Here is an 18,939-nt window from a genome sequence, read left to right on the forward strand (position 1 = left end):
TCAAGCTTGAGAACGGATCATTTGCAGATTCAGATCGAGCATTGACCATAACTTTTCAGTAATTTCTTTTGCAGAACAAGGATTACTATGGGTAAACCACCATTCAATCACTCCGACCGTCGCCGAACTCAAAAATTGTACAGATATATCCTTACTCCATCCATCTAGGTTTAAATTGTTTTCTGAGAATTGTGCCTTGATTTGCTCATTTATCATTTCTTGTAATTGGTTTCTAAAAGAGAGCAAAGCTTTGTTTCTTAATAAAGTCTTATAAAAGAAAGCATTCTCCTCCAATTGTTCCAGCGTGCGGAGCAATGACGCCTTAGAGGGATTGGGTTCGGTTTCATCTTCCATTGCGGAGCAGCTTTCGATTAGTTGTTGGAGCTGAGCTTCCAGGCATTTATCCATCAGATCGTATTTATCCGCATAATGGGAATAAATCGTTCCGCGGTTTACATCAGCGCGCTCTGCAATTTCGTTAATCGTTATTTTTTCAAAATCTTTTTCAGCCATCAGTTGAATTAATGCATTCATGATGGCTGTTTGGTTTTTTTTAATTCTTCTATCCATGGTAATACTCCCTTTTTATTAAACAATGTATTGTATTCTGTTGGAAAATCAACAAAACCGATCAAACTAACGATTGAACCCTACCGGGGATGTGATAATCTGATTTTATCGAACAGTTGATCGAAATTCAACAAATGTCTAAAAAGGGATAGAGGAGTTAAACATGAGAATATTAGTTTTCGGAGCGGGAGTTTTAGGCAGCTATCTTGCGCATGTTCTAGTGCGTGGAGGAAATGATGTCACCGTGCTTGCCAGAGGGAAGAGAGCAGAGCAATTGACGAAAGACGGACTAGTTCTTCGCCATTATTTTCAATATAAAAACACTGTGGATGCTGTAAAAGTCATCTCTGAGCTTCAACCGGATGATCGCTATGATCTTATTTTTGTTGTTATGAAATACAATGATTTTCCGGCGGTATTACCTATTCTAGCTAAAAATCAGAGTCAGAATATAATTCTTGTAGGTAATAATGGCGATGCCCATGGAATGCAGACAGATTTACAGGAAATGAGCCATGTGAGGAAAAATATAGTCTTTGGATTTCAGCTTAGTGCAGGAATTCGTGAATCGAGTGGTCGCGTTATCAAAATACACGCAGGAGGGCAAATGGTACTTGGCAGCTTAGATGGTGAGATTCCAATAAAGCCTGTACTGGAAAATGCCTTTAAAAACGTTAAGTATAAGTTAACTTATCATGAGGATATGGATGCTTGGCTCAAAAGTCATATCGTGCCTATAGTGGCTTTGAACTCCCTTAATTATCTTCATGACGGGGATTTGAAAAAGGTATCTAAGGATAAGAAGCTATTAAAACAAGCCATTTCAGTAATGGACGAAGGATTTCAAATGATGGAGAAGTTAGACTATACGATTACTCCAGCAGGTCAAGTTGACTTTGTTCGAAAACATAAACATGTCGTATACTACGTTTTGAAAGTAATTCATAAATTACCGTTTATGAAATTAGTGGACGGTTCTTTCAGCGAAATAGCAGCTTTGTTTGATTCGTTCGATATTTTGAAGCAACAAGCAAACATTTCAACGCCCCATTGGGATCAACTTCAAAACCAAGCGATCTCGAAGTTAAAAGCAAAATAATCATTTTTTGGAGGTATGCAAGCGATGGCTATGTATTTTATACGGCATGGAATAGATGATGAAGGTTATCGTGGGGGTTGGAGTCAACGTGGACTTGTCCTAGAGGGATATAGACAAGCCGAACGACTTGGTTGTTATCTTAGGGAAAATCAGTCTTGCTTTAACATCACTCGTATTCTTAGCAGTGATTTGCAGCGTGCGTTAGATACAGCAAATGAGATCGCCAGAGAGCTTAGCTTGCCTGTTGAAAGCAGCCAGTGTTGGAGAGAAACGAACAATGGTGTAATTGCTGGAATGCCCCATGAAATTGCAAATGAACGATACCCGGGTCTCTATTTTTCTGCTTTAAGAATGGATGAGAGATTTCCAGGAGGAGAAAGTCCTCAGGAATTTTTTACGCGAATAAGTTCAAGTTTCTCGAAACTATGTAATGAACTGGAGAGTACTGATCCAAATGAAAATGTAATTGTGGTCACTCATGGTGGCGTAATCAATGTTATATACCATATTTTAAAAGGGCTAACATGGACGAATAAGAATGCCCATTTCCCGACTTCATATACTAGTATTCATAAAATAGAGTATCAAGTAGATGAGTGGTTAGTTACAGCTGAAAATCTTACGGAACATATATCAAGTGGTCAGGTTACCGGTATGGCCAATTGATGGGGAGGTACAAATATGGGATTATTGAATACGCTGATCGATCAAGCCAAGAACCCGAGAGGGCTCGTGGGGAATATCATGATCAAGATCATGAACCAGGCACATACCAGCATAACAGCGTGGGGATTAAAAAAATAGAAATGATAAACAACGCACCTATTTTGGACATAGGCTGTGGGGGCGGTCAAACTATACATACGCTTACAAAACAAAATAATCAACATGAAATTTACGGCATAGATTATTCACAACAAGCTGTAGAGACGTCTATTCAAAAAAACAATAAAGCTGTCGCCGCTGGTAGGGTGAAAATTAGTCAGGGAGATGTGTCGACGTTACCGTTCAACGATGGATTTTTCGGGACGATTACGGCTATTCAGACGCATTATTTCTGGCCCGATCTTGAACATGATATCAGTGAAGTGTTTAGGGTGCTGAAGGCAGGCGGAACGTTTGTTATTATTTCTGAAATCTATAAAATCAATTATCACATGAATCAACACACAAAGAACGAAGAGATAGATCAGCTTTTTCGGAAAGCTGGATTTCAAACGGTGAATATTCACGAGAACAATAAATGGAGATGTTATATCGGAAAGAAATAAAGCGGCCGCACCGCCCTAAAAAGGACGACACAGCCGCTTTAATTTCACCGACTATTTAGCCGGGTTGGTATTAAACGAACAACGAACGGGAGATGATTACGAGCAAGATAAAAAGTACCAAGATCGCACCAGTCGAAGTGAAGCCTCCTCCAAATTCACCCATGATATATTCCTCCTTAACGTATGACTTATTCTCATTGCTGCGGCGGGTGTCGCAGCTTTCTGAGATAATGACATCATATGCCAAAGTGGACTAGATGAACTGGTCAATGGCCTATTGCTCGTCAATATGGGCTTTTAGGATGCGAAGTCCTTTAGGAAGATGATTCTTAAGTTGGCCTGCACTCGCTTTGCCCCAACTAATCGGCAAACCATCTAAAGTTACAAGTGTCCAACCATGTAATTCCACGGGCACAGGTAAGCTTTCGCCCCGGAGCCAAGCATGAATTTCTAGCCCCCCACTACTGAGATCAAAACTACGCGTTACTTGTGTGTCTTGAATCGCCATTGCAAGGGCGTGAGCAGGCTCAATCCGATTTTTCTTCAAATGGGCAATATGTAGCCCGGCTCGTGGAATACGCAAACCATCCAGCAGCCCAGTATGGAGGTTGCCATTAAAGGATTCAGGTAGCAAATAAAGGGATTCTCCGAACAATAGAGGGACGCCTTGATATGAGAAACCAGGCAGTTCTACCGCTGCCCAGTCTTGGAATAACTGGTACGCATCGCGAACGGAAGAATTAATTTTTGGGTTACTTTTGCCTCGACGTTTATTGGTGCTGCGTTTGGCATCATCATTAACGTCGTTTTCGATGTCACTTTGTTTACGTAGGAGTGCAACAAAGTGGCCTTCGCCTTTTTCTAAATGTGGCCAAAGGCGCTTGTGGGTAAGAAGTTCCATATCGGGGTATCGATCCGTCAATCGGGAAATGATCTCCTCATTCTCTTGGCGGTTAAAGGTGCAAGTAGAGTAGGCTAGAGTCCCCCCAGGCTTAAGCATCAGGTAGGCGTCTTGCAGAATGTCCCATTGTCTCGCCGCACACATAACCACATGATCAGGAGACCACTCTTGAACGGCTTTTGGGTCTTTTCGGAACATGCCTTCTCCTGAGCAAGGTGCATCTAACATAATACGGTCAAATGCTTGCGGGAAGCGCGAAGATAGCTGTTCTGGCGTTGCACAGGTTACGAGGGTATTCTTAATGCCTAGACGTTCTACGTTCTCAGCTAGGATTTTTGCGCGTTCCGGATGAATTTCATTAGAGATTAAGAGACCTTGTCCTTGCATTAAACCCGCGATATGCGTAGTTTTACCTCCAGGGGCTGCTGCAAGGTCGAGGACGGTTTCCCCGGGTTTAGGCGCAAGCAGTTCGGCTGCGGACATTGCGGAAGGCTCCTGAATATAATATAGTCCAGCAGCATGGTAAGGATGCCTGCCTGGTCGAGCGGGTTCTTCATAATAATAACCAACTGGACACCATGGGATAGGTTTCAGATTAAATTGTGAGACCGTGCGCTCAACTGCGACTTGACCTGCATCAGAGATACTTTTCAGTGGATTAAAACGAAGTCCCTGCGTTCGTGGTGCTGAATAACTTTCTAGAAAAGCATTTGCCTCTTGCCCCAGCATTTCTTGTATATATGCGGTGTAAGAGGCAGGCAGCTGTTCTTCCTTCATAGATCATTCTCCTTTTTCTTAGTTGCTGTTTCATGTTTATACCGATAAAATCAAGGTATGGGGAACGTAATCGTACCTGAAATCCTACATATACACAACTATATCATAATTGCCAAGACTTACTGTACGTAAGGCAATTGTAAAGGGGATGTACCATATGAATTTGCTGCAAGCGCTCTTCTTCCCGCCGGAGCAACCCGGTGGTGTATCATCCATGATCCCTTATCTTCAGGAAAGATTCCGTTCAAGCCGTTGGGAGATGGATTTGTTTTGGTTGCCTAAGCGGATTCGCAACAAGGGGCATGAAGAAGTTCTGTTTGAGACCTTTGATTGGACTCAGTTTGGGGAAAGTCCGATCGTTCAGAAATATATTCAGACTTATCGTGATTATCTATGGTGGACTAAACTGCGGATGAGCAAGACATACGATCTTATCCATTCCCATCATCCAATTGCTGGTTTAGCGATGAAAAAAGTGTTTCCAGATACTCCGTTAATTCAAACCTTGCATTCCAGTTATGAGCGAGAGCTGATTCTGAATGGAGCTATTTCTGAGGGTGGGCTGGAGCATCAGTTTCTAGTTTCGCTATACCGTGAACTCGAGCATGTTAGTGATCGGTTAATGACTGTGTCGCAAGCTTTTGCAGAGTATGTGGCGCCTTATATTCTAGATCCTTCTAATATAGGAGTAATACCGAATGGTTTTGATGAGAAAAGGTTTAAGCCAGTCCCGCATGACAACGCTGTACCCCAGCTAGTGACTGTGACACGTCTAGTACCAGCCAAAGGAATTGATACTTTACTCAAGGCTTGTGCTGAGCTTAAAAATCGCGGCCATGAATATGTACTGCATATTATTGGCGACGGACCTTCCCGTGCGGATTTGGAAAATATGGCTAAGCAATTAGGGATTTATAATGAAACGATTTTTTATGGATATACGCTCCATCCGGAAGAATTCATGCCTTTCTTTGATATTTTCGTGCTGCCTTCTCGGGCGGAGGCCTTCGGATCGGTGTTTGCAGAAGCGGCGCTTAGCTGCTTGGCTTTAGTTGGGACGAATGTAGGCGGAATACCGGAGCAGATTGAAGATGGTGTGAATGGCCTGCTCGTCAGTCCTGATGATGAGATTGCTCTTGCTGACGCTTTAGAGAAGGTGATATCCGATCCGGCTTATCGTTATGAGCTTTCCCGTTCAGCTTGGGATAAAGCGAAAAGCTTGTATTCGCTGACTCGTGTCGCGAATGAACTTAAAAAGACATACTTACAGTATCCCTCAGGAACGAAAGGGTGAGCAGCTATGATTCCATTTCGATTTCTACATGCTGCTGACTTACATCTGGATAGCCGTTTTGCTGGGCTGGCGCATATTTCGCCAGCCATTCGTTCTTATTTACGTGAGTCAACCTTCGCCGCCCTCGGGCGGCTTGTCCGCGTTGCCATCCAAGAGAACGTTGATTTTATTGTCATCAGTGGAGATGTGTACGATGTTTCTGACGCTTCCTTACAGGGTCAGCTCCGATTTCAGGAAGCACTCAAGGAACTTGGTCAGCACGGAATACATGTGTTTCTGATCCATGGCAACCATGATCCACTTGACGGATTGCGTCTGACAATGGAAATGCCAAAGCATGTTACTGTGTTTGGCGGGGAGAAGCCAGATCACGCTACAGCTTATCGTCGTAAAGATGGCCAAGAAGTAGCCGTTGTTAGTGGGATTTCCTATCCGACAGCGAAGGTAATGGACAACACAGCAGTGACCTTTACTCGAAAGCCTGGCAGCCGTTTGTTTCATATTGCTATGCTGCATGGAAATGTAGACGGTGATTTGTTACACGAGACTTATTCGCCTTGCAGTCGTAGAGATCTTATCGAACGGGGTTTTGATTATTGGGCACTTGGACATATCCATAAACGTAGTGTATTGCATGAAAAACCGGCGATTATATACCCGGGCAATATACAAGGACGTAGCATTAAGGAAACCGGACCAAAAGGTTGTTATGTTGTGGATGTTGATGAGGCTGGAAGTGCCACGCCCCAGTTTCATGAGCTTGATTATGTCCGCTGGCAGGTACGGGATCTATCCATTGAGGGATTGAGTAATGAAGCAGAATGGATACAAAGGGTGGAGCAGGTGATTGACGATATCAGGGAGGAGCTCCCGGAGCTGATGTCAGTGGTCAGATTTCGTCTGATCGGACGCGGGGACGTACATAAAGTATTAGCTGAAAAAGGAGCGGCAGAGGATCTGCTATCTGAGCTCCAGCGCCGTGAGGCGGTTCGGGCTGAGCGTAAAGATTATAAGGGCCTTGTCTGGGTGGAAGGATTCGCTGTAGAGTCCGGGTTAGCTATTGACCGTGAACGGTTATTAAAGGAGGATAGCTTTCTTGGAGAAATGCTGCGAATTACAGAGCATACGGAACATTCAGCAGAAGCGCTTGAAGAATTAATAAACAGTGCGCTTAAGCCGCTCATGGAGAATCAGGAGCTGCGACAGCTGCTCTCGGTGACGAGTCAAGAGGAGAAGTTAAGTTGGCTTCGTAGCGCAGCGGAACAGGGAATCACAATGCTCGGTGGAATGGAGGGTGCTCCAGAAGATGAGAATTGAACATTTGCAGATCCATGGCTTCGGACGTTTGCATAACCGAGAGATTGATCTAACGGATGGAGTTACTACACTCTATGGACGTAATGAAGCAGGAAAAAGCACGACGTTGCAGTTTATTCGCTCCATGCTGTTTGGAATTCCAAGTCGTGGTAACCCTACGGAGAGGTATGAACCTATGCAAGGCGGATTACATGGGGGAATACTGAAGGTACGTGATAGTAATGGTGCCCTATGGAGCATTCGTCGCCATACAGCTGGTGGTGAGGGTTCAGGAAGAAATGAGAAGCTGAACATCACGGTTAACCAACCGAATGGAACCACGCAAGAGCTAGGACAAGCTGAAATGGAGCGTCTTTTGCTTGGTGGTATCTCTCGGAGCATGTTCCATCAATTGTTCGCGGTCTCTCTCGATGAACTGCAGGAGCTTGCTGCGCTTCAATCAGAAGAGATGAGCAGCTTTCTCTTCCATGCGGGTATGGGCGGCGGTGGAACGATCATGCGGGCGGAACGCCGATTGGTACAGGAAGCTGAGAAGCTATATAAGCCTCGGGGCAAGCTGCAGGAAGCTGCTAAAATCGTTCAGGCTATTGAGAAACTAGAGCGCCAGATGGGGGAGAGCCGCTCTTATCTTCCACGTTATAACGGTAATATAGCAGCATTAAAGGTTACGGAATCTGAGCTAGATCAATTGGAACAGCAACGTAAGCTTACTGGAGACAAGCTCGTGATGCTTCGCAAAGCTCAGGATGTTCGTGAATTGTGGTTAAAATGGAGCGATGCGACGTTAGAGCTGCAAGGTCTGCCAATGATTTCAACCTTTCCTGAAGATGGAGCGACTCGATTTCAGGCACTTGAAGGAGAAATTCGAAATGCTCAAGGAGCTGTAGCTCGTTATGAACGTCTACAAAGTGAGCTTACGGCTGAGCTGGCACAGAATCCACCGGATGTAGTGTTGACTGTGCAGGGACCTGCTCTGGAGCGGTTGGACCGTCATCGGAGCAGCTATGAAAACCTGCGAGCGGAAAGACAGCGGCTGGAAGGTGAATTGACCGCGCTGAATGAGCATTTGCGGCGAATTCTGCGAGGCATTGATGTCAGCTGGAGCGCGGCAGAGCTGACTGCATTTTCCGGTGCAGCCGCAGATCGTGAAGCTGCACGGAGGTTTGCGGCGGCGTTCGCGAGTTATGATCGCCGGATGGAAGCGGAGGGCGCAGCGCGGCAGACGCTGCGATCCCGCTTGGCTGCTGCCTCAGCTTCGCTGCAGGCAGCAGAACGGGCGCTGGCGCGTGAGCACGCTACCGGCGCCGAATCTTTTGCGCAGCTGGCTCCGCGCAGCGCTAGAGAAGTGCTGCAGCTGTGGGACGAGCTGCAGCAGGCGGCCGAGCGCTGGCGCGAAGCGCAGCTCAGCGAAGGGCCGCAGCGCGGCCCCGGCGCCGGAAGTGACGGCCTTAGCGCGCAGCGCATGGCCGCGCTCTACCGGCGCCTGCTGTGGGCTGGGGCAGCACTAACTGTGCTGCTGCCCACAGCGCTGTGGCTGACCGGTGCTCCGCCGGTCAGCGCAGTGCTCGCGATCGGCCTGCTTGGCGCGGCCGATCTGGCCCTTGGGCCGGCCTCAGCGGAGCGCGCCGGCCGGAAGCGTCCCCGCCAGGGCATGGCGGGGACGTGGGCACAGCCGCAGCCGAGATGCTACGGCTGCGGGGGCAGCTGCTCTCCGGGGCGGAGCCGGAGAGCGCGATCACCCCGGGGCGGCGATCTGCTGCCCCGGGGTCCAGCCCTGACGCAGGCGGGCTGGAGGCCTCCATGAGGGAGCTTCGCAGGCTCATGGAGGCTTGGACAGCATGGCGGCAGCGCATTGAACGCTATGCGGCTGAGCGGGATGCCTGCCGCACGGAGCTGGAGACGCTGGCAGGCCAAGAGAAGCTGCTCGCCGAAGAAATGAGCCGAGCGGAGCTGGCTTTCACGCAAACTGCTGAGCAATATGAAGAATGGCTGCGTGAGCGCAAATTGCCCGAAGGGTTGTCTCCGGAAGGGCTGCCGGATATCTTCGCTATGGTGGAGCAGGGAAACGAACTGCTGCGCCAAGAGAATAAGCTCTCTTTACGACTGAAAGAGCTGGAAGATGAGTGTAACGTGTTCGAGGAGGAGCTGCTTGCCCTTATTTATGAATCAGGTACTGATCCTTTAGGTGAGTCTGGCGTAGCGGCAACTAGCTTGGATATGGATCCGCAGGATGGACAGCGACGATCTGCACTAACATTACTAAGCTGGCTGGAGCTTCGAAAAAGAGCTTGGGATGAACTGAAAAAGGACCTGATTCGCCGGGAAGGTATTCAGTCACGGTTACAAGAGCTTCTGGAAGAGCTTAAGGAGAGTCATAGGGTATTAGGTGAACTTAGAGAACAGCGTGACCTACTGTTGCATGAAGGTGGAGCAGCAGGCGGAGAGGATTTCTTGCGAAGATCGGCTGCTGTACAGCGGCGTAGTGAGCTGAATAAATCCATTCGTCAGTGGGAACTGGCTATGTTTGGAGGCTGGGAGGATGAGCGGGTTGCCGCCCTCCAAGTATTATTAGATCATCATGATGCCTCAGCACTCCAGAAAGAGCGGACGGCGGCTGAAGAGCTAGCTGCACGAGAGGAAGAAATGTGGAACAGTCTGCTGGAGCAACGAGGGAAGCTGCTTCAGGAAAGGGAGTATTTGAAAGAGCGGTGTATGGAGGACTCTGTTATTCAGCAATTGGAAGAGCAGAGAGCCGCCCTGCGAATCGTGGCTGATAAATATGCGGTAGCAGCCTTAACTGCCGAATTAATCGGAAGAACCCGCCGTATTTATGAGCAGGAGAAGCAGCCGCAGGTACTACTACTTGCATCTGAATATTTCTCCAAGCTGACTCAAGGGGAATACAAGAGAGTAGTTATGACTTTAGGCCATAAAGAGCTTAAAGCGGAACACAAAGATGCTGGACTGCTCGACAGCGGACTGCTTAGCCGTGGGACGGCAGAACAGCTGTACCTTTCCATCCGCTTGGCATTAGCAGAGACGATGTCCCGGCAAGTATCGCTGCCACTGCTGTTCGATGATCTATTCGTCAACTTTGACGAGGCTCGTCTTCATGCTGTGCTTTCACTGCTTGGTGAACTGTCGGTCTCCCGCCAGATTGTGATGATGACCTGTCACAAGCATGTGGCGGAAGCGGCAGCACGAATTATTCCAACAGGAGCAGTTATTTCCGTGTAACTGGTTTTATGGATACAAGACTGTTCCCTTTGCCACTCGAACCCGATGAGGAATCGATACGTGGTGGAGTAGACCATGGCGTACGTAGTAACATGACAGCCCAGACCAGTGACAAAGCTCCGAAGATCGGGTAGAACACGGAGAGAAGAGAGCTAAAGCCAAACTGGCTCAGTAAATAGCACAGCAACATCAGAATCGGCGTAATCAATGCGGGTTTAACGGGAATTCGTTGTTTAAGCTGCATGGTGACGCCATAAATGTCGGCGACAAAAGTGCTAAAGATCTCCAAAAAGATCAGCAGCAAATATATAGTTTGCACTACGGTACCCAACCGGATGGCGATGTTGCCCATAGGGATTTCAAATTGGAGAATATCAGGCATCTGTGAGCTCATCGCGAAATGCGCGGCGATCAACATAAAACCGATTCCCGCACCACCAAAAATACCGCCCCAGACAAGAGATTTTTCTTCCTCTGTATGACGAGCCATTGGAACTAATACGGCTTGAGCCATACCTAAATTGAAGGCGGTGTAGAGCAGCGGCGACATCCAAGCTCCAAAGATAGACCGATCCGTTTCTAGGAAAAAGAACCGTTCAGCACCTGGAATTTGAAAGGTATTAAAAATAATGATGAGCGACAGCGTAAGCATTAATGGTACGATCAGACTGTTCATTTGCAGAATACCGGAAATTCCCCGTTTAAGCAGAAAATAAGAACCAACCAGCGTCAATATTAGCCCTGTTTGATAATGAAATCCAAGATGCTCTTGAAAAATAGCACCAGCCCCTGCAAGCATAATACTGTTGACACCGATCAGGATGACCATCGTGAACAAACTGATGGTGCTTCCGACTTGGTCACCAAAGAGGTGACGGTTAAAGTCCTCATAAGACTCTGCTTCTATGCGCCGAGCGATGACCATCATTTTCGTACCCAGCCATATGAACAGTATAGTAGAGAGCAGGATGGTCAGAACTGCCCAGTGTCCGTAACGAGTGAAGAATTTTAAAATTTCTTGTCCGGTGGCGAATCCGGCTCCTACAATGGTGCCAATGTAAGTGAAAGCGATCTGTAATGTTCGGACATGTGATTTCATGGCTCCCCTCCTAATAGTTTTAAGAAGCAAAAGAAAAATCATAAAGCGTGCTATGCAGGATTGCCTTGTGCACTCTGTATAGTACAGGTTATGATGAGGATCAGTAGGACATGACTTCCGTGATTCATTTGTACGGAGCGTCTGCGATTATAAAGGGTATTGGAGGTTCAAAATCATGGAAGTGTTGAAACAGCGGATTTTGGAGGAAGGTGTCGTCGTTTCGGATGAAGTGCTGAAGCTGGATGCACTGTTGAATCATCAGGTAGATCCACAGCTTACGATGGAAATGGGACGGGAGTTTGCCGGGAGGTTTGCGGACTGCGGAATTACACGTATTGTGACCGTGGAATCCTCGGGCATTGCCGTGGCATTTGCCACCGCATATGAGTTAAAGGTGCCGTTAGTTTTTGCACGTCGCAAAAAAACGCTATTAGCAGATCCGGACGCACTTTGTGAAAGAGTTCCTTCTTTTACGAAAGGCATCGTTACCGACATTATGTTGTCTCGCCAATTCATCTCTCCAGAGGATAAAATCCTCTTTATCGATGATATTATTGCTAATGGTGATGCAGCGCGTGGATTAATTAAGATCATTCAACGCTCTGGCGCTGAGCTGGTAGGTCTTGGTGTTGTAGTGGAAAAAAGCTTTCAGGCTGGAGCTCGGACGATCAAAGAACAAGGCATCCGACTGGAGTCACTCGTAAGAATTACCTCTCTTACTGGAGGCACCATTGAATTTGGGGAATAACCCGAATTATAAATAAGAACATGCCTATTTTTAAAACAACTGCTTTTCACCCTATAGATTTTCCTTTATAATAAAATCAGACATAGGGAGGAGGCGTCACAATGGGGAAAGAACCGGTGACTGAGCAATTTTTTATTGATAAATTAACCGAGGCCAAGGATCACTTCGAGCGTGCGCTGGATTGCAAACACACGGATTTCGACGATCTGTATCCCTATATGATTGAACATCCTCAGTTTTTTTGGTACAAACGCTATGTAGCTTGGTCAGAGCTTCTGACAATTAAAGGTTTATGTGAGGAACTTTCCTTCCCTTGGAGGGAGAAATTCACAACGAACCAAGTGGAGTATCTGGAGCAACGTGTGATGTCCGCTAAAGTTCTTGATTTCTGGTTTGAGAAGAATGAAGCGCTGATATAAGAATGCTTTAGTAGACATGCAATTGGTCAATTGCTTATATGAGACCCAGATGATTTTTCATTTGGGTCTTTTTTCTTAATGAAAATAGGATAAGCTATATAGAGGGAGGGATCATGATGATTAGCGATGAACAATTGGATGCGTACCGAATTTCCGGCGAGAAAATTCGTGTGGTGCGCGATGGCATAGAAAGTAATGATGTAAAAGGAATTGTTCTGGCTTGGGATGATTCGCAGGTGATGATACGTCGTCAGAATAGACGAGTAGTAAAGCTAGATCGGAATTATTTATTCCAACCCTTCAGCGAACCAAGGAAAGAACCTGATAATATATAGTTTCCGCAGCAAAAACAGCTCCTTACCCAAATTGGGTGGGGAGCTGTTCTGCTAACATCTATGCCTCTGACGGATTAAATACTTAAAGCTAGCTGGGAGTCGCTTTCTTCTCTGGAGAGTATGGAGAGCTCTGTGGACAGTCCGAGATACGCACGCATTCGCAGCATCATCTCTCTACGGAATCCTGGCCATAATATATTCATCTCACCTTGATATCCTCTACAGGAGTACAAGGCCTCGACTCCTCGTTGATCTTGGCGAACGGTTGTGATCTTCAGATCATGTGAGCTTAATTCGCGCGTAACCTCTTGGAGCATTAATGAGGTCTTCTTAGTGGCGCCAGACACGAGCTCCATATAAAGCTGAGGGGTCTTAAACAGGCCACTCTTGCTGATTACACGGCAGTCACGCTCGAAAACTTTATGAATAAACGTTAGCAGCAAATAGCTTCTGACCAGGGACAGTTCTTCTTTAGTAATATCTTCATCAACAATGGATGTCTTCAACTTTGTAGTCGCCATTATAAATCACCTCATTTATATTATGCGAACTTTTGTTCTCATTATACCTTATATTCGGAAGTAAAAGCAATAATTATCCATAAAATAATGATCGATAAGAAAAATCGGAAAATATATTGACGCTTTAATCTCAGCATGATATGATATTTCTTGTGACCGCAAGATTGATATGTAGTCATTATGATGTGCGGTCGTGGCGGAATTGGCAGACGCGCACGGTTCAGGTCCGTGTGGTAGCAATACCGTGGAGGTTCGAGTCCTCTCGACCGCATCACTAGAAACTCCCTTGAGAAATCAAGGGAGTTTCTTTTTTGTGAATATAATTATTCCAAGATAACTTTAGCATAATCGTATCTAGATCGATAAATATCGAATTAACCCTAATAGAGCGAAGGCGAACAAAACTGTCCCAGCACCCATGCCTGTAATTGCACTGTTCGCGACCTTAAGTTTTCTAGATATGAATAGTGAAGCGATAGACACTGTAACAAGAAGCGCTGCTAAAAGGTATAAACTAAAATCGTTAAACACACTTTTTAAGCCAATAAAATGAATACCTACAACAAAGGCAATCCAAGGAGCAACGTAATCATTATACTTACATTTCATCAATATAGAAGCTCCGGCACCAGCCAAAAATAATTCAATATAGACAGAAATTAGATAATTATCAAAAGAGGTCTTGTCATTTAATACGGAGGGAGCATCCCAGTTCGTCACACTTAAATAGACACCAATCAAGCAGACGAGAAGGGATACACCAGAAGCTATGCCAATATATTTTCGCCAGCTGGATCTGGGATTTTCTTGTGCCCAGCCAAACCAACTAAAACTAAACATACCGAATATAGAAGCATACATGGCGTAATCCCTCACATAATCCATACAGTACCCCCTATAATATTAACAATATTCCAGGCAGCGTCTTATACTGTAGACTTCCGAAGCATCCAGAACGATAAGAGGGCATACAAGACCGTCAAGGGCATGGTCCACAAGGCAAGTTCAAATGCGGTATGGCTAGCAAACCAGTTAAATAGATCTCCCCACCACTGATAATATGTCATTAACAATCCAGCGACACTGTACAGAATAAACATGACTGCTGCGAAAATGAATAGGCCACTTCTACCAAATCTACGGAAGATGCTGGATATAACAAATCCCCAATAAAACATATGCAACATAATCATGAAATAGATCCACAGCTGCTCTAGGACAGTACCATCATTCAAGTATGGTATGTGAAAATAATGTAGCTGCACACCCCATCCAGATGTTAATTTGGTTTCTACAATAGATAGCAGGAACAAAAGGAGTGAGAAACCGGCACTTGTTAAAACGGCCATCAAGGATGTGCCGATGAAATAATCTGTCCTCCGTAGGCTTAAGCCCAAGGCAAAGGGGAAGGTCTGTACTAAAATGATGATACCTATGACAAACATATAAATAAAGATTGAGACTAGGCCGCCGGTATACATTGGTTCTTGCAGGAAAAAAGCTATGACAAGATTAACCAAAAAGCTGGACAATAATATAATCCAAGGCATAAACAACCAAAACCATTTATCCTTATAGTGCATTTTTAATATCCCTGTCATTTGGTTCATTGCACTGCAACTCCCTTCCCTTGGGATTTTCTGTTTGTAAGATGAACAATTAACTGTTGTAAAGATATCGGGGAGATCTCCAGACCAAGCATCTCAGCACGTGATAGATCTGTTGAGTTTAAGCTAATAACAGTGGCAGAAAGTAATCCGCCAAAGGATTCACGAGAGATGATCTCTTTACCGGTGATTAAATCTTCGACCTTCGCAGCCGCACCGATAACTTTAGCAGCCCGCCCGCGAAGAGCTTCAGCATCCTCATTGATAATCAGCTTACCGTTGTCGATAACAATGACATGCTCTAATAGCTGGCTTACCTCGTCAATTAAATGTGTAGACAAGACAACTGTTCGCGGATATTCTGAATAATCCTCAATTAATCGATCGTAAAACAGGCTTCTTGCCACAGCATCCAGACCTAAATAAGGCTCGTCAAAAATAGTCAGCGGAGCGCGGCTAGCTAGACCTATTACAATACCCACCGCCGAGAGCATTCCTCTGGACAGCTTCTTCATTCTTCTTTTTAGGGGGAGATTGAAGTCCTTGATTAAGGAATGGGCGTAGTCTCGATCAAAGTTAGGGAAAAATAACGCAGATACCTCTAGAACGTCGATAATACGGTACGTATCCGGATACTTTTGGCTTTCCTTAATGAAGCAAATCTGATTGAGTACGCGGTTATTCTCGTAGGGATGTTCCCCGAATACTCTAAGCTCACCACTTGTAGCGAATAACTGTGCTGTAATCATGTGCATGATCGTTGTTTTTCCTGCACCATTTCTGCCAAGCAGACCATAGATTTTGTTCTTTTCTAAAGAAAAATTAATGTCTTGGATGACGGTTACCTTTCCATACGACTTGGTCAGTCCCTTGACCTCAACGACTTCATTCATGACCGATTATCTCCCCTCTGAATCATCTTCGTTAATTGATCCAACGTAATTCCTAATTTCTCTGCTTCACGGATCATAGTTACAACATATTGCTCATAAAATTGTTCTTTTCTCTTCTCCATCAATACTGCGCGCGCTCCAGAAGCTACAAACATGCCAATTCCTCGCTTTTTGTATAAAATCCCTTGATCCACAAGCAAATTCACACCTTTCGCAGCCGTCGCCGGATTGATCTGGTAGAAAACAGCAAACTGATTTGTTGAAGGAACCTGTGATTCCTCCAGCAGCGTTTCTTCGATGATGTCATTTTCTATGCGTTCGGCGATCTGCATAAATATCGGTCGAGTATCATCCATTAAGCTTCCCATGTATTCACCGCCAAGTTCTTTGGTTAGTTAGTTATGTAATTAACCATATAGGTAATGGACTCATTTGTCAATGATTTCTATGTAAATTGGTCGATTCACCAAGCCCAAATACAGCGTGTTCAGACGTATCGACATACAAAAAAAACTGTTCGGATTTGCTCCAAACAGCCTTTTATTGATACGTTTAATGTTGAGCAAGAGCCATTATCTTGGCAGCTTAAGGTTAATGAAGTAGTGAAACACTGGTTTTACCAAGTTATTCAATCACATGGACCTTGGATTCGATTCTTGGAAATTTGTATTCCACATCCTATGCTTCAAAGCGCTTATTTGGAGATCACTTGGAACGATTTAAAGCGGATTTGAAATCTTCTTTATTAGAAATTGAACCTACGGGTAAATTTACTGAAGTGTTATCAGTTTCTGTTATCACAGCTTTAAAGAAGGAAGCAAAATCACAATAAGAATCTTGCATTGATCTCACCAGAGCCCGCTGTGTTAGGGGGGAGTTTCAGAGAGAATGTGTTCTTTTTCAATATGTTTTTCACTTGCTTAGGAGTTAGTGAGGGATTTCTCTGCAGCAATTGAGCAATGACACCAGAGACTATAGGTGTTGAGACACTGGTACCGGACAACACATAGTAATTTTTAGCGATTCGCAAGTAAGGAAGCTCGCGATCTAGCTTGGAGCGAGGAGCGCGAAGAGAAATAACGGTCTCGCCAGGAGCTACGAGGTCCGGTTTCTTCCGTCCTCCGGGTGCAGGCCCACGGCTGGAATATGAGGTAATCCGGTCGTCCTTTTGTGTGAGCGTACGGCGATCATCCACTGCACCTACAGTAATTGCAGAAGGACTAATCCCAGGCGATTCGATCGTCCTGCGTCCAGGGCCGCTATTTCCAGCTGCTATCACAACAGTGAGTCCGGCCTTAATTGCTTTTTCTACGGCTTGGCACAAAGGGTCGTCTGCACAAGTTGAATTTACCGTACCCCCTAATGACATTGAAAGGATACGCAGTTTTAGCCGCTTTCGATTCACAATACACCACTCGATTCCTTTAATAATCGTGGAGTCATATCCGTCACCATTTTTATCAAGTACTTTAACACCAACGATCCCTGCCTTTGGAGCAGGGCTTTTGTATTTTCCTTTACTCATCCATCCGTTGCCTGCCGCGTCCCCTGCGATATGAGTCCCATGGCCGTTATCGTCGTAGGGAAGTTTTCTGTGATTGATAAAATCTTTAAAAGCTACGATACGGTTACAGGGCTGAATCAGATCAGGGTGCCTATACACTCCTGTGTCAAGAATGGCAATGTTGATTCCTTTTCCAGTAAGTCCCTGTTTCTTTTGGATGGTGGTAGAACCGATGGAGGGCGTCGCTATATAAAGTGATGTTCTTTTTATTCCGTCTACATAGATTTTCTCGATCCCATGCCAACTGCACATCTGTTTCAGACATTTCATTGAAACTCGTGATGATACAGAATTTAGTATGGGGAGATGATGTTTGATAGGAAAGTTGTGTGATTCTAGATGTTTTTTTAATGACTTCAGCTGTGCTGGGGCCATTTTTTGTTTGAATTTGATAATGATAGGAATTTTAGCGGATGTACCGCGACGGACTTGGGAGTGTTGAATTCTTTTTCTTAGCGCGCTATGGATCCTTGAACTATATTGCTCTATCCACAATTGTCGGCTCATTTATTAATGGATCACCTCACAAGTGCATTATATGCACCACCGATCCAGTGGGTACGAATCTATGAATCTAGGAATAAAGTACATTTCTAAAATCGTAGGTAATAGTGAGGTCAGGAAGCGCCAATCTCGCATCTACTATCGTATCCTAAAAAGAAAGTGGTGAAGTAAATGGCAATGATTAATAAGCCAGTCAATAAACAAGCCGTTATGGCGGCCAAAGCCCTCGCAGCTAAAAGAGTGAAGGCAGCTGCAACCCGAAAGAAACGGAGAATCAGACAGACATTGGACAGATTTGTGGTTCTCGCTACAAGTTTAGGTACGAATAGCAGACCTAAAGATTCTTCGGGCTGGACCGCTACATTAAAAAATGGTACCACAACTGTGAACGCTGATTTCGATGATTTCGGTGTGGCCAGATTCCCTACGATTAGCACATTAACTTCAGTACCTTATCTGCTGACAATAAGAGACGAGAATGGAGTAGTTTTGAAGAGTTTTAACGTCCCAGCAGACCGTGAATTTTTTGTCGCTAGATTTTAGTTTGGACAAGTCAGCTTTAATTCTGTAGTAAACAGCACGTGTCGATCCTATTTCGCCGCGTGCTGTTTTATTTGTCTTATTTTAGATCATGCAGATTTTAACCATACTTGAATCTCATAAACCCACTGAAACATTCCGGTGAAAATGACTGTCTGGATGACAAATGGAATCTCCGTATTATATTCGGCTTTAGCATATGCAGCGATATTCTGTATCGTTTCCATTCTCTGCTCCTCCGAG

The 18,939-nt window shown here is 45.2% G+C and carries 22 protein-coding genes, 1 tRNA gene and 1 pseudogene; 13 read left to right on the forward strand and 11 right to left on the reverse strand.

All coding sequences use genetic code 11. The features are described from left to right. The gene (locus QNH28_RS10205) at positions 1-570 is read right to left on the reverse strand and encodes a TetR/AcrR family transcriptional regulator (protein WP_283911250.1); all 570 of its coding nucleotides are present in this window, start codon (positions 568-570) and stop codon (positions 1-3) included. A 163-nt stretch (positions 571-733) separates the two neighbouring features. Between QNH28_RS10205 and QNH28_RS10210 the strand changes: the two genes are divergently transcribed. The 3 genes and pseudogenes from QNH28_RS10210 to QNH28_RS10220 all read left to right on the forward strand — a co-directional run bounded on the left by QNH28_RS10210 (position 734) and on the right by QNH28_RS10220 (position 2,940). Further along, a complete protein-coding gene (locus tag QNH28_RS10210) occupies positions 734-1,669 on the forward strand; it encodes a ketopantoate reductase family protein (protein ID WP_283911251.1) in 936 nt (311 codons plus the stop codon). Between the two features lie 24 nt (positions 1,670-1,693). Further along, positions 1,694-2,335 (forward strand): histidine phosphatase family protein, encoded by a 642-nt coding sequence (locus QNH28_RS10215; RefSeq protein WP_283911252.1) that lies wholly within the window; start codon positions 1,694-1,696, stop codon positions 2,333-2,335. A 15-nt stretch (positions 2,336-2,350) separates the two neighbouring features. Then, a pseudogene (locus QNH28_RS10220) lies at positions 2,351-2,940 on the forward strand (class I SAM-dependent methyltransferase). A gap of 70 nt (positions 2,941-3,010) precedes the next feature. Here the strand turns inward: QNH28_RS10220 and QNH28_RS10225 are convergent. Then, a complete protein-coding gene (locus tag QNH28_RS10225) occupies positions 3,011-3,103 on the reverse strand; it encodes a YjcZ family sporulation protein (RefSeq protein ID WP_218832587.1) in 93 nt (30 codons plus the stop codon). A gap of 111 nt (positions 3,104-3,214) precedes the next feature. Then, the gene (locus QNH28_RS10230; protein WP_283911253.1) at positions 3,215-4,618 is read right to left on the reverse strand and encodes an RsmB/NOP family class I SAM-dependent RNA methyltransferase; all 1,404 of its coding nucleotides are present in this window, start codon (positions 4,616-4,618) and stop codon (positions 3,215-3,217) included. 157 nt (positions 4,619-4,775) lie between these two features. On the opposite strand from QNH28_RS10230, the gene QNH28_RS10235 reads away from it, so the two are divergent. Genes QNH28_RS10235 through QNH28_RS10250 form a run of 4 tightly spaced genes read left to right on the forward strand, consistent with a single transcriptional unit; the run spans position 4,776 to position 10,466 of the window. After that, positions 4,776-5,912: a glycosyltransferase family 4 protein gene (locus tag QNH28_RS10235; RefSeq protein ID WP_283911254.1), complete on the forward strand. Its 1,137-nt coding sequence runs from the start codon at positions 4,776-4,778 to the stop codon at positions 5,910-5,912. 6 nt (positions 5,913-5,918) lie between these two features. Next, positions 5,919-7,229 (forward strand): metallophosphoesterase family protein, encoded by a 1,311-nt coding sequence (locus QNH28_RS10240; protein ID WP_283911255.1) that lies wholly within the window; start codon positions 5,919-5,921, stop codon positions 7,227-7,229. Continuing rightward, entirely contained in the window at positions 7,219-9,033 is a 1,815-nt protein-coding gene (locus tag QNH28_RS10245) for an AAA family ATPase (RefSeq protein WP_283911256.1), read from the forward strand. Before QNH28_RS10240 ends, QNH28_RS10245 begins: the two co-directional genes overlap by 11 nt. A gap of 17 nt (positions 9,034-9,050) precedes the next feature. Then, positions 9,051-10,466: an ATP-binding protein gene (locus tag QNH28_RS10250; protein WP_283911257.1), complete on the forward strand. Its 1,416-nt coding sequence runs from the start codon at positions 9,051-9,053 to the stop codon at positions 10,464-10,466. Here the strand turns inward: QNH28_RS10250 and QNH28_RS10255 are convergent. Next, positions 10,453-11,565 (reverse strand): YkvI family membrane protein, encoded by a 1,113-nt coding sequence (locus QNH28_RS10255; protein ID WP_283911258.1) that lies wholly within the window; start codon positions 11,563-11,565, stop codon positions 10,453-10,455. The two genes, QNH28_RS10250 and QNH28_RS10255, sit on opposite strands and share 14 nt — an antisense overlap. Before the next feature lie 175 nt (positions 11,566-11,740). Here QNH28_RS10255 and QNH28_RS10260 point away from each other — a divergent pair, with 175 nt between their 5' ends. From QNH28_RS10260 to QNH28_RS10270, 3 genes are all read left to right on the forward strand, one after another. Beyond that, complete coding sequence (locus QNH28_RS10260) at positions 11,741-12,313, forward strand: xanthine phosphoribosyltransferase (protein ID WP_283911259.1); 573 nt, start codon at positions 11,741-11,743, stop codon at positions 12,311-12,313. Between the two features lie 101 nt (positions 12,314-12,414). After that, a complete protein-coding gene (locus QNH28_RS10265; RefSeq protein ID WP_283911260.1) occupies positions 12,415-12,732 on the forward strand; it encodes a hypothetical protein in 318 nt (105 codons plus the stop codon). 116 nt (positions 12,733-12,848) lie between these two features. Then, entirely contained in the window at positions 12,849-13,067 is a 219-nt protein-coding gene (locus QNH28_RS10270; protein WP_042186900.1) for a hypothetical protein, read from the forward strand. A gap of 74 nt (positions 13,068-13,141) precedes the next feature. Here the strand turns inward: QNH28_RS10270 and QNH28_RS10275 are convergent, their stop codons facing one another. Then, entirely contained in the window at positions 13,142-13,588 is a 447-nt protein-coding gene (locus QNH28_RS10275) for a YhjD family protein (protein ID WP_283911261.1), read from the reverse strand. 187 nt (positions 13,589-13,775) lie between these two features. On the opposite strand from QNH28_RS10275, the gene QNH28_RS10280 reads away from it, so the two are divergent. Further along, positions 13,776-13,859: transfer RNA gene (locus tag QNH28_RS10280), tRNA-Leu, on the forward strand. An 83-nt stretch (positions 13,860-13,942) separates the two neighbouring features. On the opposite strand, the gene QNH28_RS10285 is transcribed toward QNH28_RS10280, so the two are convergent. Genes QNH28_RS10285 through QNH28_RS10300 form a run of 4 tightly spaced genes read right to left on the reverse strand, consistent with a single transcriptional unit; the run spans position 13,943 to position 16,456 of the window. Next, on the reverse strand, positions 13,943-14,473 hold the full coding sequence (locus QNH28_RS10285) for a hypothetical protein (protein ID WP_283911262.1): 531 nt from the start codon (positions 14,471-14,473) through the stop codon (positions 13,943-13,945). 41 nt (positions 14,474-14,514) lie between these two features. After that, positions 14,515-15,198 carry a hypothetical protein gene (locus QNH28_RS10290; protein WP_283911263.1) on the reverse strand — a complete coding sequence of 228 codons (684 nt, stop codon included), beginning with the start codon at positions 15,196-15,198 and terminating at the stop codon, positions 14,515-14,517. Then, a complete protein-coding gene (locus QNH28_RS10295; RefSeq protein WP_283911264.1) occupies positions 15,195-16,088 on the reverse strand; it encodes an ABC transporter ATP-binding protein in 894 nt (297 codons plus the stop codon). The genes QNH28_RS10290 and QNH28_RS10295 overlap by 4 nt, the downstream gene beginning before the upstream one ends. Continuing rightward, entirely contained in the window at positions 16,085-16,456 is a 372-nt protein-coding gene (locus QNH28_RS10300; RefSeq protein WP_076119637.1) for a GntR family transcriptional regulator, read from the reverse strand. Before QNH28_RS10300 ends, QNH28_RS10295 begins: the two co-directional genes overlap by 4 nt. A gap of 341 nt (positions 16,457-16,797) precedes the next feature. Between QNH28_RS10300 and QNH28_RS10305 the strand changes: the two genes are divergently transcribed. Next, positions 16,798-16,920 carry a hypothetical protein gene (locus tag QNH28_RS10305; protein WP_283911265.1) on the forward strand — a complete coding sequence of 41 codons (123 nt, stop codon included), beginning with the start codon at positions 16,798-16,800 and terminating at the stop codon, positions 16,918-16,920. Here the strand turns inward: QNH28_RS10305 and QNH28_RS10310 are convergent. Next, positions 16,912-17,922 carry a S8 family peptidase gene (locus QNH28_RS10310; RefSeq protein ID WP_283911266.1) on the reverse strand — a complete coding sequence of 337 codons (1,011 nt, stop codon included), beginning with the start codon at positions 17,920-17,922 and terminating at the stop codon, positions 16,912-16,914. The two genes, QNH28_RS10305 and QNH28_RS10310, sit on opposite strands and share 9 nt — an antisense overlap. A 405-nt stretch (positions 17,923-18,327) precedes the next feature. On the opposite strand from QNH28_RS10310, the gene QNH28_RS10315 reads away from it, so the two are divergent. Then, on the forward strand, positions 18,328-18,699 hold the full coding sequence (locus QNH28_RS10315) for a hypothetical protein (RefSeq protein WP_283911267.1): 372 nt from the start codon (positions 18,328-18,330) through the stop codon (positions 18,697-18,699). Positions 18,700-18,785: 86 nt separating this feature from the next. Here QNH28_RS10315 and QNH28_RS10320 read toward each other — a convergent pair whose 3' ends face one another. Then, entirely contained in the window at positions 18,786-18,923 is a 138-nt protein-coding gene (locus QNH28_RS10320; RefSeq protein WP_283911268.1) for a hypothetical protein, read from the reverse strand. Positions 18,924-18,939 lie beyond the last annotated feature (16 nt).

Source organism: Paenibacillus sp. G2S3 (assembly GCF_030123105.1).
Taxonomy (GTDB): Bacteria; Bacillota; Bacilli; order Paenibacillales; family Paenibacillaceae; genus Paenibacillus_AQ.

Excerpts from the sequence above, each read along its gene's own strand:
- QNH28_RS10205 (WP_283911250.1), bottom strand. The coding sequence starts at position 570 with ATGGATAGAAGAATTAAAAAAAACCAAACAGCCATCATGAATGCATTA.
- QNH28_RS10210 (WP_283911251.1), top strand. The coding sequence starts at position 734 with ATGAGAATATTAGTTTTCGGAGCGGGAGTTTTAGGCAGCTATCTTGCG.
- QNH28_RS10215 (WP_283911252.1), top strand. The coding sequence starts at position 1,694 with ATGGCTATGTATTTTATACGGCATGGAATAGATGATGAAGGTTATCGT.
- QNH28_RS10225 (WP_218832587.1), bottom strand. The coding sequence starts at position 3,103 with ATGGGTGAATTTGGAGGAGGCTTCACTTCGACTGGTGCGATCTTGGTA.
- QNH28_RS10230 (WP_283911253.1), bottom strand. The coding sequence starts at position 4,618 with ATGAAGGAAGAACAGCTGCCTGCCTCTTACACCGCATATATACAAGAA.
- QNH28_RS10235 (WP_283911254.1), top strand. The coding sequence starts at position 4,776 with ATGAATTTGCTGCAAGCGCTCTTCTTCCCGCCGGAGCAACCCGGTGGT.
- QNH28_RS10240 (WP_283911255.1), top strand. The coding sequence starts at position 5,919 with ATGATTCCATTTCGATTTCTACATGCTGCTGACTTACATCTGGATAGC.
- QNH28_RS10245 (WP_283911256.1), top strand. The coding sequence starts at position 7,219 with ATGAGAATTGAACATTTGCAGATCCATGGCTTCGGACGTTTGCATAAC.
- QNH28_RS10250 (WP_283911257.1), top strand. The coding sequence starts at position 9,051 with ATGGAGGCTTGGACAGCATGGCGGCAGCGCATTGAACGCTATGCGGCT.
- QNH28_RS10255 (WP_283911258.1), bottom strand. The coding sequence starts at position 11,565 with ATGAAATCACATGTCCGAACATTACAGATCGCTTTCACTTACATTGGC.
- QNH28_RS10260 (WP_283911259.1), top strand. The coding sequence starts at position 11,741 with ATGGAAGTGTTGAAACAGCGGATTTTGGAGGAAGGTGTCGTCGTTTCG.
- QNH28_RS10265 (WP_283911260.1), top strand. The coding sequence starts at position 12,415 with ATGGGGAAAGAACCGGTGACTGAGCAATTTTTTATTGATAAATTAACC.
- QNH28_RS10270 (WP_042186900.1), top strand. The coding sequence starts at position 12,849 with ATGATTAGCGATGAACAATTGGATGCGTACCGAATTTCCGGCGAGAAA.
- QNH28_RS10275 (WP_283911261.1), bottom strand. The coding sequence starts at position 13,588 with ATGGCGACTACAAAGTTGAAGACATCCATTGTTGATGAAGATATTACT.
- QNH28_RS10285 (WP_283911262.1), bottom strand. The coding sequence starts at position 14,473 with ATGGATTATGTGAGGGATTACGCCATGTATGCTTCTATATTCGGTATG.
- QNH28_RS10290 (WP_283911263.1), bottom strand. The coding sequence starts at position 15,198 with ATGAACCAAATGACAGGGATATTAAAAATGCACTATAAGGATAAATGG.
- QNH28_RS10295 (WP_283911264.1), bottom strand. The coding sequence starts at position 16,088 with ATGAATGAAGTCGTTGAGGTCAAGGGACTGACCAAGTCGTATGGAAAG.
- QNH28_RS10300 (WP_076119637.1), bottom strand. The coding sequence starts at position 16,456 with ATGGGAAGCTTAATGGATGATACTCGACCGATATTTATGCAGATCGCC.
- QNH28_RS10310 (WP_283911266.1), bottom strand. The coding sequence starts at position 17,922 with ATGAAATGTCTGAAACAGATGTGCAGTTGGCATGGGATCGAGAAAATC.
- QNH28_RS10315 (WP_283911267.1), top strand. The coding sequence starts at position 18,328 with ATGGCAATGATTAATAAGCCAGTCAATAAACAAGCCGTTATGGCGGCC.
- QNH28_RS10320 (WP_283911268.1), bottom strand. The coding sequence starts at position 18,923 with ATGGAAACGATACAGAATATCGCTGCATATGCTAAAGCCGAATATAAT.